The following is a 15,925-nucleotide window of genomic DNA, read 5'->3' as shown; positions in this document are numbered from 1 at the left end:
CCCTGAAGAAATATATCTCAGGGCTTTTATTTAGCTAGGAAACAAATGATAGAAATGATAGAATGTAGGTAAAGTACGGGAAAAGCAGAGAAAAAGAAATTTTAAAGATTAAGTTTATCGCAAAATAACAATGACATCATCTTCTAAAATTGCAGTTCGCGAACTACCTCTGTTCCCGTTACCCGAAGTAGTTCTGTTTCCTACTAGGCCATTACCCCTGCACATCTTTGAATTTCGCTACCGAATCATGATGAACACGATTTTGGAGAGCGATCGCAGGTTCGGTGTTTTGATGTTTGATCCAGTCAAAGGTACAATTGCAAACACTGGTTGCTGTGCCGAAATCATTCATCACCAACGGCTGCCAGACGATCGGATCAAGATGATGACTTTAGGGCAGCAAAGATTTCGTGTATTAGAGTATGTTCGTGAAAAGCCATACCGGGTTGGCTTAGTTGAGTGGATAGAAGATCAACCACCAACTAAAGATTTGCGACCTTTATCAACTGAAGTAGAACAACTACTGCGAGATGTAGTGCGTCTGTCAGCCAAATTAACCGAACAAAATATCGAACTGCCAGAAGATTTGCCCGATTTACCAACAGAGTTATCTTATTGGGTAGCCAGTAATCTTTATGGTGTCGCCGCAGAGCAGCAATTATTGTTAGAAATGCAAGATACTGTAACTCGTCTAGAGCGGGAAGCAGAAATTTTAACTTCTACTCGGAATCACTTGGCAGCTCGCGCTGTTCTCAAAGACACATTTAGTGAAAAGTGAGGAATTAGAAAGAAATAACAAAAAATAAAAGATTGACAACTTATAATTTCTAGTCCCAAACAGATAACTCTTAACTTTTCAAGTAAGGGTGGCGATCGGTAAAACATTGTAAGCGCCAAGAATTTTTAAAATCTCTGTGTGAGTAATTAATTCTGCTAAAGCAGATTGCATTTGTGCTTCCTTGACATCTGCTTCTAAATCCATGAAAAACAAGTATTCGCCTAGCGATCGCTTCGTTGGACGAGATTCAATCCGACTGAGGTTAATTCCCAGTTGAGCAAATATTTGCAAAGGTTTTACCAATGCTCCGGGTGTGTTGGCAGGCATACTAAAAGCCAGTGATGTGTGACTAGCAGGCGCTTTTGTTGCCTGGTATCCAGCGTCCACTTCCCCCTGACTTACTACCCAAAAACGAGTAAAGTTTTCTGGATTGTCGTTGATACCACTAGCAAGTATCGGTAGGTTGTAAAGTTGAGCTGCTCTACTAGAAGCGATCGCTGCCGTTGTTGTATCTTGCTCCAATCGCTGTAGTGCTTCGGTTGTGGAATTACTGGGAATAATCTCTACTGTTGAGAGAAACTGCTCTAACCATCCCTGACATTGTGCCAAAGCTTGCGGGTGGGAGTAAACAGTTTTAATCCTATTTAAATTAGACGCACAGGAAATTAACGTATGGGCAATGGGTAATACCAAAGCCAACTGAATACGCAAACTGTCCAACTGCCATAGTGTATCCATTGTTGTAGTCACACTCCCTTCAATAGAATTTTCTACTGGCACAACAGCCAAGTGAGCTTGACCATTAGCAACGGCGTGCAGTGATTGAGGGATAGTGGGATAGGGGCATAATATAGCTTCACTTCCCGTACTTTTGCTCAACCAGTTGACATAAAAAACAGCTGCTTGTTCTGTGTAAGTGCCGGGAGGCCCTAAATGTGCGATCGATAAAGTCATGTTTTAGCCTTGAGTTGCTAGTTTAATGCGTAAACAGAGATTATAATATTTTGGTTTGGCAAATATATCCAACATCTACTCTTACTAAACACTGTTATCTCTAAAATTTACGCACTAAAGGGATAGAAGGAAATATGTATCTAAAAAAACAAGTTATGGAAATCAGTCTTCTAGCAGATAGATTTGCTAGCAGTTTTTTCTGCTAAATCCCTCTGAAGATTTAAGAGCAATGATATTGGTTTATACCAAAATCAATAATCATATTCTGGATTTTGTGTCAAGACTTAAATTTTAATCTATATTTCTTGAACTAAAGATAGAATGAGCCTACCAACTTTTTGCTAATGATGTATAGCTGATAAGCAACAATCGTTTTTATAGTCAATAAATTTTGTACTTTTATAATAATCAGAACTAAGTTGTTAAAAAATATTAAAATTAAGAAACAGATATTTTTATTAGCTCATGGCTACCCGGTTTACTGCCTCTCAATCGGTTGAAATCGCTGTTCCAGAGCAGCCTATTCCCATTCAGCACTACTTGCGTCAGCCTCAACGTCTAGTTAAGGCTTTGGTTGACAATAGCCGGATTCAGCAGCTTTCTGAGGAAGTATTTCGCTTGAAAATGCGTCCGCTGACTTTTATGTCATTGAGTATTCAACCTACTGTAGACATGAGAGTCTGGGCAGAATCAAATGGAATAATTTATTTGCGATCGCTCAACTGTGAAATTTTAGGTTTCGAGTATATTAACCAGCGCTTTGCTCTCAATTTAAAAGGGTATTTGTCTCCCAAAGAGTTTAGCACTGGCACTCGCCTCCAAGGAAAAGCTGATTTAGAAGTGCTGGTGGATTTCCCACCGCCATTTTCCTTCACTCCTAAGCCGATTTTAGAAGCTACTGGTAATGGTTTGCTCAAAAGCGTGCTGTTGTCGGTCAAGCAACGTTTATTAAATCAACTTTTGACAGATTATAGTTACTGGGTAATATCACAAACCAAAGATAGAGGACTTGACAGTGATAGTACTGAATTCCCAATCCTGAATGCTGAGTAATTTTTAAACAAACAGAATTCAGGAGTCAGCAGCCAGAATTCAGAATTGAATTCTGTAATTAGTGGAAGGTCTGTAGCAAGATCCCCCAGGGTTTCCTCGACTAATTCATTCTGAATTCTGTATTCTTCTTCAATCACTCAACACTCAGACCTTTGATTTGGCAAGGACGAAAAGACTGACGGTGTAAGGGCGAGGAACCGTATTGTTGCAAAGCCAGCAAATGCCGCTGGCTACCATAACCCTTGTTACACTCCAGATTGTACATAGGGTATTTTAGTGCTAGACGCATTATCAGATCGTCACGCCAAACCTTAGCGACAATACTAGCAGAGGCAATAGCGAGCGATCGCTCGTCCCCTTTAACTATTGTTTGTTGCGGCAATAGCAAATCTTTGATGGACTGATTGCCGTCAATCAAGCAAAGTGCCGGCTGTACCTTTAACTTCAGCACAGCCCGCCTCATTGCTAACAGCGTTGCTTGCAAAATATTTATCTTGTCAATTTCGGCAGTAGAAGCAAACCCTATTTTCCAGTCTATAGCTAGCTCACAAATTTGCTGCGCTAGCTGAGTTCTCCGAGAACTAGACAACTTTTTACTGTCTTTGATTTTAGCTGCTATCAGTATTGGCAAAGCGCGATCTGGTAGGATCACTGCTGCCGCCACCACAGGGCCAAACAGAGCGCCTCGCCCTACTTCATCCACACCTGCAACCAACCCTGGAATCCCTGACAAGGTAGAAAACTCCAACCAAGTGGATTGTTCCAAAGGTGTTGGCGATGTTTCTACCATAAAGTAAATTAATTATCCTCGATCGCTGAGGAACGACGACGGCGGCGACGGCTGGCTGTGGCGCTACTATTAGCTTCACTTTCATCTGCGATCTCGTTCGCGGCTGCGGCTTTCGCAGACAAGCGTCCCGAAGGATTCACAGTCAACTCCGATGGTTCAGTTGTCTCTTCAATCAAAGATTTTTGTTCTGGCTCAATAACTTTTGGTGTCGGTATTTTGCTTGCAGTTATTTCCGGTGTTGCCTTTTGGGCAATAGTGATTATTTCAGGTGTTGCTTTTTGGACAATAGTTGATTCTGAGGTTGATTCAATTGGGGTCGTTGGCTGTTGACCGGGCTGAATCACATTAATAATCACAGACTTGGTATTTTTAACCTCTTGCTCTAACTTCACCAAAGGAGATATTCCCATCAAAGCAAATATATCCTGTTCTTGGAGGCTCATTTCTACAGTTCTAATCTCCGGTGGTTCTACCACTGGTTTAACTGGTTCTGCCTTGATAATTTTAGTGCGCTCTACTCTTTCACTCCAACCTGGTTTACCAAGGGTGGGTGAGGGAATTTCTGGCGCAACTCCTAGTTCTGGTTCTATATCCAGGTCTAAATCTGGCTCGTTAACAAAAGCCAGGGGGTTGGGAACAATCCGAGATTCATCTTTCCCGTTTAACCCATTAACACCAATTCGACTACGGCGAGTCCGGGTACGACGCTTATCATTAAGTTCTTGATAACTAGGATGATTGATCAGATTGAGGTTGCTCAATTCCGAGTCGCCGTCAAATGCTTCCCCAAATCCATCATAGGTTTCTCGTGGTTCTGGGATGCGGGCAGATGGCTGACGTGGTTCTCGGTGAGGCAAGGATACAAAACGCTCGCGCTCTGGTGTCTCAGCCGGTATCGGTAATCGGTTTTCGATTTCTCCAGGCAGACGCACAGTATGTCCTAAACCGCCACAGGTGGGGCAAGTTTCCCCAAACAATTCGTAGATATTTTGGCCCTGACGTTTGCGGGTCAGTTCTACTAAACCCAGTTCGGTAAGTTGGGCAATCTGAGGACGAGCTTTGTCTGCTTTGAGTGCTTTATTAAAGTGTTCGAGAACTTGCAGTTGGTCGCGTCGCGATTCCATATCGATAAAATCAACGACGATCACCCCGGCGATATTTCGCAGACGCAACTGGCGAGCAATTTCTGTTGCGGCTTCGCAGTTTGTCCACAAAACTGTTTCTCTAGCAGTTGCCGATCGCGTGAAGGAACCAGAGTTAACATCGATTACAGTTAATGCCTCCGTCGGTTCGATGATAATGTAACCGCCAGAAGGTAGGTCTACCCTTGGTTTTAGGGCTTCTCGAATGGCAGCAGTGATGCGGAAGTACTCTAAAATTGGGGAGCGATCGCGATGATGGTCAATCAACAATCCCTGCGGTGTTTGACCGCCACTCCAATTCTGCAAGTACTGTTTGACGCGCTTCAAACCAGTACTAGAATCTACGACAATCCGATTGACATCCGCGCCGTACATATCCCGCAATACGCGCTGGATAAAGTCATCATCTCGGTTGAGCAGTGCTGGAGCACGGGTGGAATGGGCTTCCTGCTGGATAGCCTCCCATTGCTTTTGCAGCAACTCCAAATCTTCCATAATCGCTTCTTCAGGTTTGCCTTCTGCTTCTGTACGCACAAGCAAACCCATTCCCGCCGGTTTGACCAAAATCGCCAGTGCTCGTAAACGGTTGCGCTCACTTTCACTTTTAATCCGTCGGGATAAATTTACGCCCCGACCATAGGGCATCAGTACTACGTAGCGTCCGGGTAAAGTAATATTACCCGTGAGTCTAGGCCCTTTTGTGCCCGTTGGCTCTTTCATTACTTGCACCAAAACTTTCTGTTGTGGTGCTAGTAGTTCTGTAATTGCCGCTGCAGTACGCTTGAGCTTCAATGGCCCCAAGTCGGTGACGTGAATAAAACCGTTGCGCTCTGGGTCGCCAATATTGACAAAAGCCGCATCTATCCCAGGTAATACGTTTTCTACTACTCCTAAGTAGATATCACCTATTTGATGATGACCTGTAGCAACAACAAGTTCCTGTATTTGATCTTCAGAAAAAACCGCAGCAATTTGGTGCTGCTCCGCGATGATAATTTGTTTTGGCATTCAATTTCCTCAAAAATTGGCAGCACTTACAGGTTTGAGGTTTGTTGTATCAAGTCCGGTTAATTACTTAATAATTCAAAACTATCTGCGTCTCCGCGTCAGTTTGAATTACCAGTGTTTCTCGGTTTGATATTATACTTTCGCTGCCCTCGCAACCCTCAAAAGGCGCTACTGATAATAAAAATCGCAAATCTGAGCTTCTAAGTTAAATAGCTATTGGCGCTCTTTAGAGCGTTTTTACGGCTGATTATTTCATAACTGCTGCATATCGTTTAAGCAATTAAATCAACCGTCCGTGGTTGATTTGTGATCCAATACCCTCAATCAAGGGAGTTCTGAGTTGAAAGTTCTAAATCCTGAGTGAGCATTTTAACTCAGGATGCTTTATTTGAGAGTAACCTACTGAATTCGTTAAGAAAAAGAAACTATTTCTATTTTCCATTCCCCGGATTTATCTTAGGGTTATACTCAGCTGCGCCAGTTGCTAACCTGCCTTGAGCCGCTCTAGCCTAAGACAAGCAGCGCTTTGCGCGTCTCGTAAACGTCTACAAGTCGGCATAACCGACAGCGGTTGCTTTAACTCTAAAAAAGTAATGCACTAGCTCTTGGGCACTACCTGGATTAGACATTCAGCAGTTGTTTAAAAGCATGGATTTAGAGAAGCTAACCGAGCCTGCTGTTAGTTACTGATTCACAAGGTAGCTATAGAGAAAGTGTGCATTCTTTAATCTGCTTTTTGATTTGTCTAGAATAAAATCCTAGAAGTTGCACTCTAATATCTTTGCTTTCGCCCCCTGAATACCAGGGTAGTGAACCAGCTAATTCAATGCAGCGCCAGAAAATTTCTCTTCACCCTATTCTAACGCAACCTTGCTAAAAATCAATTCCTGCGATCTGCCATCTTAGGACAACTACTAGCAAGTTGCCCTACAAGGATTATACCCCTAAAATTAGCCGATTGCGGTGGATGTGCAGGAGTTGAAATTCTACATTAGCCACTGTCTCTAGCATAAACAGGATTTGTTCGGGACGCAACAGCAAACCGTCCTGGCGATAGCTACCTAGATAACGGATTACAGATGACATAGATTCAGTTTTGTGATTATGGGTTTCTACTAATTCCAGTTCAAATAAGCGATCGCGCAGATTTATTAACTGGCTCTTGCCTGACTTAGTTATTTGCTCGTACCAAAGTTCCTCTTTTGCTTTGATTGTATCAATCCAGTTTTGCCATTGTATGGGTGTTGTTTCTGCAAGTGCTGCTACAGTAATCAAATACTCTGCGGTCTCTAGCAGTTGGGTAGCGGCACTAGATTTTAAATCTATCTGCTCCACATTATATATAGGTATATCTGTGGGCATTTCACCAGTCAACTTTTCTCGGAAAGTATTAACTTCCACTGGTACAGTTAACTCAAAATCTGCAATTTCACCGCTGCTAGTAGCCCCTAAAGCCAAAGCAGTTGCTAGAGAAATCCGTGGCATTGGGTGAAACCCACCAGTAAAAGCAATTGGTAAGCCTGCTCGCCGCACAACTCGGTCAAATAGACGGATTAAATCCAGATGGCTCATCAAAGCCATATTACCCTGCTTACCAAACCAAACTCGCAGTCTTTGCGCCTTAGTTGTGTTGGGGACAAATTCGCCAGCAAATTTTGGGATGGCAGGTGATTCAATCACGATATTATGCCCAAAGTCGATGCCACAGACGCCACAATGAGAACAACCTTCAAAAGAGCAGTCGGGTACAATTGCAGCTTCTAGAGCGCGTTGCAAGTCTTCTTGGAGCCACTTTTTGTCAATTCCGGTATCAATATGATCCCAAGGTAGGGGAATATCGAGGGAATGGGGAGTGCTGAGTGGGGTATTCTCCTCTGCTCCTCTGCTCCTGTGCTCCTCTGCGTGAAACAAATTCCCTTCGCCATTTTCTACTTGGCGGTATTTCCAATCTAAACCTGCTTGGGCGATCGCAGACCCCCAAGCACTAAAAGCCCGATCTAAATTTTCATACCAGGAATCCATACCTGCACCCAATTCCCAAGCACGGCGGACTACTTTGCTCAAATTGCGATCGCCTCGTCCCACAAAATCTTCCATTGCCGAAATGCGGACATCGGTAAAATTTACCTTCACTCCCTTGATTTGGCGGAATTCTTGCCGCAAGAGGTTTTGCTTTCGCTTAAATTCAGCAGTAGAAACTGAGTGCCACTGGAATGGTGTATGGGGCTTGGGCGTAAAGTTAGAAATTGTCAGGTTAAAGTTTAGGGGTTTTCTGCCTTTGCCCCGACATTCTCGCTGTAGCCAGCTTACTGTTTCGGCAATGCCTAAAACGTCAATATCCGTCTCACCCGGCAAGCCAATCATAAAATACAACTTTATTTTATCCCAGCCTTGCTCCCAAGCCGTTTTCACCCCCCGCAACAATTCTTCATTCGTCAACCCCTTATTCACAATGTCTCGCATCCGCTGAGTCCCAGCTTCTGGAGCAAAAGTCAGTCCACCTTGCCGCGTACCTCCCAGGATATTGGCAATATTCTCATCAAATCTGTCTACCCGTTGGCTTGGTAGAGTTAGAGAAATATTTTCATTTTTTAAGCGATTTTTGATTTCCATCCCCACTGCTGGTAGGGACAAATAATCAGAACAACTCAGAGATAGTAGAGAAAACTCATTGTAACCAGTTGCCCGCATCCCCTGTTCTATTGCTTTTACAACCCGATCTGGTTCTACATCCCGTGCTGGTCGAGTCAGCATTCCTGGTTGACAGAAGCGACAGCCACGAGTGCAACCACGCCGAATCTCAATGGTCAAGCGGTCATGCACCGTTTCTACATAAGGAACTAGCCCAATGGAATATGCTGGTATGGGAGTTGCAACCCGTCGCAGAATTCGTTTTGGCACATCCGGGCGACGAGGATGAACTGAGCCATCCTCTGCCATATCGTAAAACTGAGGGACATATACGCCAGGTATCTGTGCCAAATCAAGTAACAAATGTTCCCGACTCAATCCTGCTTGTTTGCCTTCTTCCAACACCAAACCAATTTCTGGCAGTAGTTCTTCTCCATCTCCAAGGGCGAAAAAGTCGAAGAAGTCAGCATAAGGCTCAGGATTCGATGTCGCTGTTTGCCCACCAGCAAAAATTAACGGAAAGCATGACTGGGTATCGGTAAGTTCCCCCCTGCCCCCCTGCTCATCTGCCCCTCTACCTCCCTGCCTTTCTCGCCACGTCAATGGAATTCCAGCCAAATCCAACATTTCGAGGATGTTAGTTGCACCCAGTTCGTAACTGAGGCTAAAGCCTAAAATGTCGAATTCTGTCAGCGATCGCTTTGACTCTACCGCAAACAATGGCGTATTAGTTTCGCGTAGTTTGGCTGCCAGGTCTTTTCCTGGGAGGTAGGCGCGATCGCACAATTGACGCGGTTGGGCATTTAAGATGTTATAAAGGATAATGTGCCCTAAATTAGATGCACCGACTTCATATACTTCTGGGTAGGTTAAAACCCAATGTATTGCTGTCGTATCCCAAGGTTTGTGTACTGCTAACAGCTCGTTACCCAGGTAACGGGCTGGTTTTAAAATATCCGACGTTATTAATCTTTCAACTGCAACAACCACTGTGCTATCTTCTAGCTACCTTAATTACAGCTACCCAACCCCAACCTTAGCATTGAATTAGGTCTTATAACAGAATTTATCGTTGCAACTTACAACTCCTTTACAAAAACTCTACTTATTGCCCGAACCTTTGTGCTTTTACATAAAGTTATGGTTGGACCAACTCAGCTTCAGCGTCTAATATTTCAAATACCCTATCGAGTTGCGTTAGTTCAAAAATAATTCTAATTTGTGGAGCAACAGCACAAAGTCGGCAACTTCTTCCTAAAGTAAGAGCCAGCTTGTGTGTAGATAACAATGCCATCAACCCCGCGCTGTCTAACGATTCTACTGCTGCGAGGTCTACTACCAAGATGGAAATACCATTTTGCGCCAACGCTGTAGTCATATCTCGTTCAAATTCCAAGGCGTTTGCAGCATTTAAACACCCTTGGGGGCGAATAACTGCAATCTTGGGATAGTTAAGCACTGCCTGCATAGTCACATCCTATTAAGAATTTTGAAGCGTCAAGCTAAGGATTATTTGAACATAAACTCTATTTTGTTGCATCGACCATACGTCTTAGCTCTCTTTGCTGAATCTTTATTGCTTTAGTATGTCTGTTTAAAGATTGTTATAATTCCAGGCTAAAATGTGTTTATATATACTTTTTTTTTATGTCAGTTCAAAAACAATCAACTATAGACGGCCATAGAGCAGACAAATTATCAGTAACTATGCTGATAAACCTTGCTTAGTCTATAACTAAAGCTAATTTAGCCAAGTCTTAACGGTAGGTTAAATCTCCCACTTTAGCGTTGCTGATGGTATACAGCAAAGTCATAGTGAATTATCTAGTTAACTAATTAAATTGTGATATATATCACTAATAAGTTAGTATTTGGATCGCTCTTTATACTGAGGCTGATCTGGGATGATTAGTGTCATATTACAGTTGGGTTATTACTTATGAGAACTCAGTACGCTATTCGTAAATTGGTAGAAAAAGCTCTTGACATTAAAAAACTAACTCCTGAGATAGAGAATGAAATAAACTCAGAACTGACGGAACTGGGTTACATTTCTGATGTTGATTACGAAGCCCTAGAATTATTAATGGCAGAGATGGATGCTGGACGAATCCAGTTGGTTCCTAGCCTGGGATTTTAAAATAATTCATAATGACGCTCTCTACGAGACGCTGCACTAACGTAATGACACTCTCTACGAGAAAGTTGTGTATAGCTTGCTTCTCTTTAAGGGTACAAGGACTCCCTAACATAATTCGTAATTAAATTTAGCAAGGGGACAAGGAAGAATTATTGAAGAAGTCTCTACGTTGTCTATTCTCCATGCCCAATGCCCAATACTTATCTACCAGAGGCTGCGCCAACGGCTTCGCTCAGTACAAGTGCCCGATGCCCAATCACTAATCCCCAATCCCCAACCCCTCTTGATATGCTTGCCAAAGTTGGTGAATAAACTGATTGAGTTGCTGCTTGGCGGCTGAATCCGGTTCAGTTTTTGGCTCTTTTGCTAAAAGTTGGCTCAAGAAGGTAATTACTTCTGTGTCTAATGCTGGGCGAAATAAATTGGCAGGCCAAAGTAAGTCAGATGCATCTCGCAAATCAGTAATTAGGGGTGATTCTTCTATGAAAGTAACCATTAATAAAGGACGCACCCAGCACAACTGGCGGGAAACTACAAATTGAATGACTTCTGCATACAGGTTCCTCTCGCCATACTCTAGAGACACAATTTGTCCCGGTTGAAGAAAATCTAGGCTCATGTCCATCTTGGGGAGGGGCAAGGATTATTTTGCTTGCAACTTCCTTAATCTTAAAAGGGAAAATGCGCTACGTTTAAGGAAAGCTTCTGTAAGATTAGGGTAGCACTCTTACGGCAGCCATGTCTAAGACGTGTACCTTATCAAGTGGCTACGCAAAACTAATACAACCAATCCCTGGCAGCCAAGGGTTTTCCTAGCATAGTATCTGAGCAAAAATACTATAGAATAGGTAAATAACTGTTGAGCGATCGCTAGACAGAGATTTTGTTGTAGTGAAGTAACGAGAAAAGAGCAAAGAGCCGTGTCAGTTGAAACCATTGAAAAGCCTTCCACAACCCGCAAGCTCGCGCCTCGGTATCGCGTTTTGCTCCATAACGACGACTACAACTCTATGGAGCATGTTGTACAGTCACTAATAGCCACTGTACCTAGCCTTACCCAACCCCAAGCTGTGAGCATCATGATGGAAGCCCATACTAATGGGCTAGCTTTAGTCATTACTTGCGCCCTGGAACACGCTGAGTTTTATTGCGAAACATTGATAAGTCACGGTTTAAGTAGCACGATTGAACCTGATGAATAGTCATTGGTCATTGGTCATTGGTCAGTAGTCGAAATTTAGAGTATTGGCTGCTGATTAGTGACTTATTTAGTATGAAAGAAAACCTTGTCCGTTTAGCTGAACGCCCTGCCCCTATTAGGCTGGGTGCTTTTATTTTGACTTTATTGTTGCTATGGTTGCCATTGGCTATACCAATATACTTACTAGTACATGATTCAAACTTAGAAAGTATATTGACATTAGTATTGTTATATGCAGTATTTATTTTTATCCTGAGACTATGGGGTAAATATGTCTACCAGCAGCCCCAAATTCTGCGGCATTATGGCTTAGAATTCACGCGGCAAAACGGTGTGGATTTACTGCGTGGCTTGGCTCTGGGGCTAATTAATATTCTGATACTTTTTGGGGTAGAAAGTTTGTTGGGTTGGTTGGTGTGGCAACAACCGAAAGTTTTTTTGCTGAAAGTTGTTTTAGAGGGTTTACTTGTTGGCTTAGGTGTTGGATTTGCTGAGGAATTGTTATTCCGAGGCTGGTTACTAGATGAGTTACAACGAGATTACAGTCTGCGTGTGGCACTGTGGACAGATGCAACTGCCTTTGCTACATTGCACTTTATTAAACCCTTGGAGGCAATTATTCATACACTGCCGCAATTTCCAGCTTTAGTACTGCTGGGGTTAACGCAAGTATGGGGAAAGCGTTGGCGGAGGGGACGCTTGGGTTTTCCAATTGGTTTGCATGGTGGTTTAGTTTGGGGTTACTACATTATTAATGTGGGTAAATTAGTGAAATATTCTGGCCAGGTTCCTGATTGGGTAACTGGTGTGAATAATAATCCCCTACAAGGAGTGATGGGGGTGTTGTTAATGAGTATACTGGCGTTTTGGATACGGGGGCGAACTGAGCGATCGCGTCATATATGAAAATAAAAATATTAATCGTATCAGCTTATTTTTTAGTACTAATTATTTCACTAAGCTTCCTTTTGGCTGGCTGTGAGAATAAAGACGAAAATAAGGCAATGGATGAAAAGATATCAAGACTTGAGAAAGAAGCAGAAAAGCATCTTGTATATAAGATTCAGGAGCAACAGAGCTACTTCTCCAAACACAAAACCTTTTTTAAACCTCCTGATGAACGAGGAACTAATTCTGGTTACTTTCCACCAATTTTCGGAACACAAATTTGTTATGGTTACTATACTGAGATAAATGCTGACGTTCTCTCTAAGACAACTATTGATGCTGTTTATAGCTATGCCGTTCAAGACTATTGTAATGGAAAGTGGGGCTTTGAGCTTAAGTCCTATGTTGGAGCAGTCTTTGCTGTTCCCATTACTGGAGATAAACAACTGAAAACGCTAAGTATTGTTTGTAAAAGCGTTGAAAGGTTTGCCCCACCCTCTCGACCAGAATACATAAACGGTGTAGTATAATGCCCCAATAAGACAACGAAAGTATATTAACGCGAGGAAGGACTGAGCGATCGCCTCTTTGATAGGATAAGCACTGGCTTACATACACGCTCACCATTAGTGGAACCAACACAAGAGTAAACTTGATAAGAAATGCCCAAGAAGCTCTAAATTTACTTGTTTGGAGATTATATCATGAAGACACAGGGTATTGGCATATTCAAACCCTAGCACTGTTTTACCCTTGGCAACAATATAACGAAACGGCGAAGTAGTGACCTTTGGATGGGAATAAAAACGATGACGCAATCTAGTACCATTAAACAGCAGCGATCGCAAAGAATATTAGAACTATTTGCGATCGCACCTACGCCACATTTTTAACTGAGATAATTCCTTCACCACACCACTGAATCAATAGCCATCTGTCAGAATCTTTATCCAGTGCTGGCTTGAGACGAAAATTAAAAACCTCTTACCATACCTCTACTCCATACTGGGATACAAAATTTGCCTCCAATTCTTTAAACTGTTCCCATTGCCGATTTGCGATCGCGATCAACATAGGAATAATTGTGGTGATTGAGACTTGTGCGGCGACGGATGTCATTCTGGGTAGTCCTCGAAAATACAAATAATCGGCATAGGTGGTTTTTTGGTGCAATCTTTACGTAAGCGCCTCCACAACTGTTCCCACCAAACACGCTTTATTCAAATTAACGCCGCTCAAATTTACACCTTCTAACTCTGCACAAAGCAAATTCGCCCCGGAAAAATTCGCCCCAGCTAAATTCGCCCCCCGCAAGTCGGCTTCTTCCAGGTTTGCTTCACTCAACAAAGCCCCTTGTAAATCAGTACGACTCAAGTCTGCACCTTTGAGATTTGCCCCAGTCAGGTTTGCACCGCGCAAGTCAGCACCGCGCAAATCAACGCCTTGCAAGTTCACATTCATCAAATTGGCACCACTCAAGAAAGCACCCGCCAATGACACATCACTGAGTCTTGCTCCCATCAAGTTAGCGCCGCGCAAGTTGCTACCCCGCAAGTCAGCACCTGTTAAATCTGCTTGCATCAGGTTTGCTCCCATGAGGTTCGCCCGCAAGTCAGTTTGCTGGAGGTTGGCTCCCATCAAATTTGCTCCCTCCAAATGCCCACCTTCGAGTTTAGAACCAGCAAAATTAGTGCCGACAAGGGTAGCACCAGCAAGATTAATCCGGTTTAAATCCAGTCGGGAGAGTTCCTCGTCTTCTAAATTTGCCCCTGGAAGTTGTTTGAGTTTTCCTAATTTAATGGCTTCAATATTCATGTAAAGTAACTACCAATCTGCTCACTTATCTTGCTTTGGCTATCCCATTGGGAATCAAGTATCCAGATGCCGGCGCTGAATTTGGGTGTCATCAAGGGTAAGTCAAGTCCCTGTTGTAAACCCATTACTAATAAAGCTAGGGTATCTACAAGTTTAGGGTCAAAGCGGGTAGATTGTTGCTGTCTGCACTCATCTAAAGCTTGAGTAAATATCTGTTCGCGGCTTTGATTTGACGATTTTTGCTGATTGAGTCGCCACTGAAAGTCTGCCAATAATGCCAAAATTCTCGACTCTAGGGGTATTTGATCTCCAGCTAAACCTGCTGGTTCCCCTGTGCCATTCCACCACTCGGTTTGATGAGTGATAATTTGGGCAACTGCTCGCAGTCGTGGCATGGTTCGCAATACTTGCACCCCTGGTACTAAGGGGCAAGTTAAGGGAGAACTGGGGGCATCTTCTTGGTAGTGTGTGGATATACCACCAGTGAGTATGCTTTCTGCTTTTTGTAATGGATCTATGCGATGCAACAAAGCCGCTAACCGCAATCTCTTAATCTGCCATGCAGGAAGATCCAAAAGCTGGGCGATCGCTTCAGCAAGTACTACTACTTCCGCAGCTGCCATTGAATTGTTGACATCTGCCATATCCATCAGTTGCGCCATTCGCAAAAAGGCTTGGATTTCGTTAGAAACCAAGTTTCGATCTAGCGTTTGTTTCTGAAGCGCTGTGGGGATGGATAAATTCTCTTGCCCAGTCTGGAGGTAATCTACTACACGGGAGACAACTGCACCTAAATTTTGGGATCTGTCCATTGAAGGCACAATTTGTTCTTTATCGGCTGTGAGTTTTTTCGCCAGTTCTAGGTTGTATTTTTTGATGTGAGCGATCGCTATTTCTGCTGTCTCTTGCACTAACTCTGGCTCAAATGTCCACAAACCATAGAATTTGCGCTCTAAGTCTGATGTCGGTACTCCAGCGCTGCCATAATCAGCCTCTGATAATTCTTGACAAATTACCATTGCTGTGTATTTTGGCGATAAAATAATTAAATGCCACTCTTGCGCTACTGGATCTCTTGGATCTAATCTTACTAAATCTACATTGGGTAGCTGGCTGGTAGGATGTTCAGCAAAGCCGGATTCCGAGGCAGCCATGATGGCAATTTCGCGGCTGCGCTGGGCGATGTCTGCATATCGTTCAGCTTCTTGTAGATACCATTTACCCTGTTGGAAGGCTGTGATGACTAGGGGTGTACCGTCATCGGTTAAGATATGGTCTTCGAGAGCGTGGCACAGGGCAACTAAGGTATTTTTGTAGTAAACACCGAATCGAATTGGCCTGGTGGTGTGGCGATGGGCTGTTTCTAGCTGTTGTAGGATTGAACCTTCTAACATGGGATTTGGTAAAAATAATCGCAGAGGCACAGAGAAGCCAGTGCGTTGGGCGGGTTTCCCGACTTGTTCGCTTTTAGCGTTCCCGAAGGGTAGCAACTGGCGCGACACAGAGGAAGAAAATTAGAATTCGT

At 43.3% G+C, this 15,925-nt stretch carries 15 protein-coding genes; 6 read left to right on the top strand and 9 right to left on the bottom strand.

Annotated elements, in window-relative coordinates; translation table 11 throughout:
• The first annotated feature begins 130 nt into the window (after nt 1-130).
• A complete protein-coding gene (locus NLP_RS17525; RefSeq protein ID WP_094349488.1) occupies nt 131-778 on the top strand; it encodes an LON peptidase substrate-binding domain-containing protein in 648 nt (215 codons plus the stop codon).
• 78 nt (nt 779-856) lie between these two features.
• Here NLP_RS17525 and pheA read toward each other — a convergent pair whose 3' ends face one another.
• Entirely contained in the window at nt 857-1,732 is an 876-nt protein-coding gene (gene pheA / locus NLP_RS17520) for a prephenate dehydratase (RefSeq protein WP_104907511.1), read from the bottom strand.
• A gap of 465 nt (nt 1,733-2,197) precedes the next feature.
• On the opposite strand from pheA, the gene NLP_RS17515 reads away from it, so the two are divergent.
• Nucleotides 2,198-2,785 (top strand): DUF1997 domain-containing protein, encoded by a 588-nt coding sequence (locus NLP_RS17515; RefSeq protein WP_104907510.1) that lies wholly within the window; start codon nt 2,198-2,200, stop codon nt 2,783-2,785.
• A gap of 133 nt (nt 2,786-2,918) precedes the next feature.
• Here the strand turns inward: NLP_RS17515 and NLP_RS17510 are convergent, their stop codons facing one another.
• The 4 genes from NLP_RS17510 to NLP_RS17495 all read right to left on the bottom strand — a co-directional run bounded on the left by NLP_RS17510 (nt 2,919) and on the right by NLP_RS17495 (nt 9,824).
• Nucleotides 2,919-3,575, bottom strand: coding sequence for a ribonuclease HII (locus tag NLP_RS17510; protein WP_104907509.1), 657 nt, complete (start codon nt 3,573-3,575; stop codon nt 2,919-2,921).
• Nucleotides 3,576-3,583: 8 nt separating this feature from the next.
• A complete protein-coding gene (locus NLP_RS17505; protein WP_104907508.1) occupies nt 3,584-5,725 on the bottom strand; it encodes an Rne/Rng family ribonuclease in 2,142 nt (713 codons plus the stop codon).
• 936 nt (nt 5,726-6,661) lie between these two features.
• Complete coding sequence (locus NLP_RS17500; protein WP_104907507.1) at nt 6,662-9,346, bottom strand: TIGR03960 family B12-binding radical SAM protein; 2,685 nt, start codon at nt 9,344-9,346, stop codon at nt 6,662-6,664.
• 148 nt (nt 9,347-9,494) lie between these two features.
• A complete protein-coding gene (locus NLP_RS17495; protein WP_104907506.1) occupies nt 9,495-9,824 on the bottom strand; it encodes an STAS domain-containing protein in 330 nt (109 codons plus the stop codon).
• Between the two features lie 471 nt (nt 9,825-10,295).
• Here NLP_RS17495 and NLP_RS17490 point away from each other — a divergent pair, with 471 nt between their 5' ends.
• A complete protein-coding gene (locus NLP_RS17490) occupies nt 10,296-10,496 on the top strand; it encodes a hypothetical protein (protein ID WP_094349495.1) in 201 nt (66 codons plus the stop codon).
• A 259-nt stretch (nt 10,497-10,755) separates the two neighbouring features.
• Here the strand turns inward: NLP_RS17490 and NLP_RS17485 are convergent, their stop codons facing one another.
• The gene (locus NLP_RS17485) at nt 10,756-11,121 is read right to left on the bottom strand and encodes a hypothetical protein (RefSeq protein WP_199784637.1); all 366 of its coding nucleotides are present in this window, start codon (nt 11,119-11,121) and stop codon (nt 10,756-10,758) included.
• 295 nt (nt 11,122-11,416) lie between these two features.
• On the opposite strand from NLP_RS17485, the gene clpS reads away from it, so the two are divergent.
• The 3 genes from clpS (at nt 11,417) to NLP_RS17470 (ending at nt 13,115) form a co-directional block, all read left to right on the top strand.
• Entirely contained in the window at nt 11,417-11,698 is a 282-nt protein-coding gene (gene clpS, locus NLP_RS17480; protein WP_104907504.1) for an ATP-dependent Clp protease adapter ClpS, read from the top strand.
• Between the two features lie 71 nt (nt 11,699-11,769).
• Nucleotides 11,770-12,603, top strand: coding sequence for a CPBP family intramembrane glutamic endopeptidase (locus NLP_RS17475; RefSeq protein ID WP_104907503.1), 834 nt, complete (start codon nt 11,770-11,772; stop codon nt 12,601-12,603).
• On the top strand, nt 12,600-13,115 hold the full coding sequence (locus tag NLP_RS17470; protein WP_104907502.1) for a hypothetical protein: 516 nt from the start codon (nt 12,600-12,602) through the stop codon (nt 13,113-13,115). The genes NLP_RS17475 and NLP_RS17470 overlap by 4 nt, the downstream gene beginning before the upstream one ends.
• A 454-nt stretch (nt 13,116-13,569) precedes the next feature.
• Here NLP_RS17470 and NLP_RS35815 read toward each other — a convergent pair whose 3' ends face one another.
• From NLP_RS35815 to NLP_RS17455, 3 genes are read right to left on the bottom strand one after another with little or no spacing between them, the layout of a single operon-like run.
• A complete protein-coding gene (locus NLP_RS35815) occupies nt 13,570-13,704 on the bottom strand; it encodes a hypothetical protein (protein ID WP_325034681.1) in 135 nt (44 codons plus the stop codon).
• A gap of 57 nt (nt 13,705-13,761) precedes the next feature.
• A complete protein-coding gene (locus NLP_RS17460; protein WP_104907501.1) occupies nt 13,762-14,400 on the bottom strand; it encodes a pentapeptide repeat-containing protein in 639 nt (212 codons plus the stop codon).
• Nucleotides 14,397-15,794: a DICT sensory domain-containing protein gene (locus NLP_RS17455; protein WP_104909911.1), complete on the bottom strand. Its 1,398-nt coding sequence runs from the start codon at nt 15,792-15,794 to the stop codon at nt 14,397-14,399. Before NLP_RS17455 ends, NLP_RS17460 begins: the two co-directional genes overlap by 4 nt.
• Between the last annotated feature and the right edge of the window lie 131 nt (nt 15,795-15,925).

The organism is Nostoc sp. 'Lobaria pulmonaria (5183) cyanobiont' (assembly GCF_002949795.1).
Taxonomy (GTDB): domain Bacteria; phylum Cyanobacteriota; class Cyanobacteriia; order Cyanobacteriales; family Nostocaceae; genus Nostoc.
Note: the sequence above shows the minus strand (reverse complement) of the source record. Positions and strands in the feature narration are given on the sequence as shown.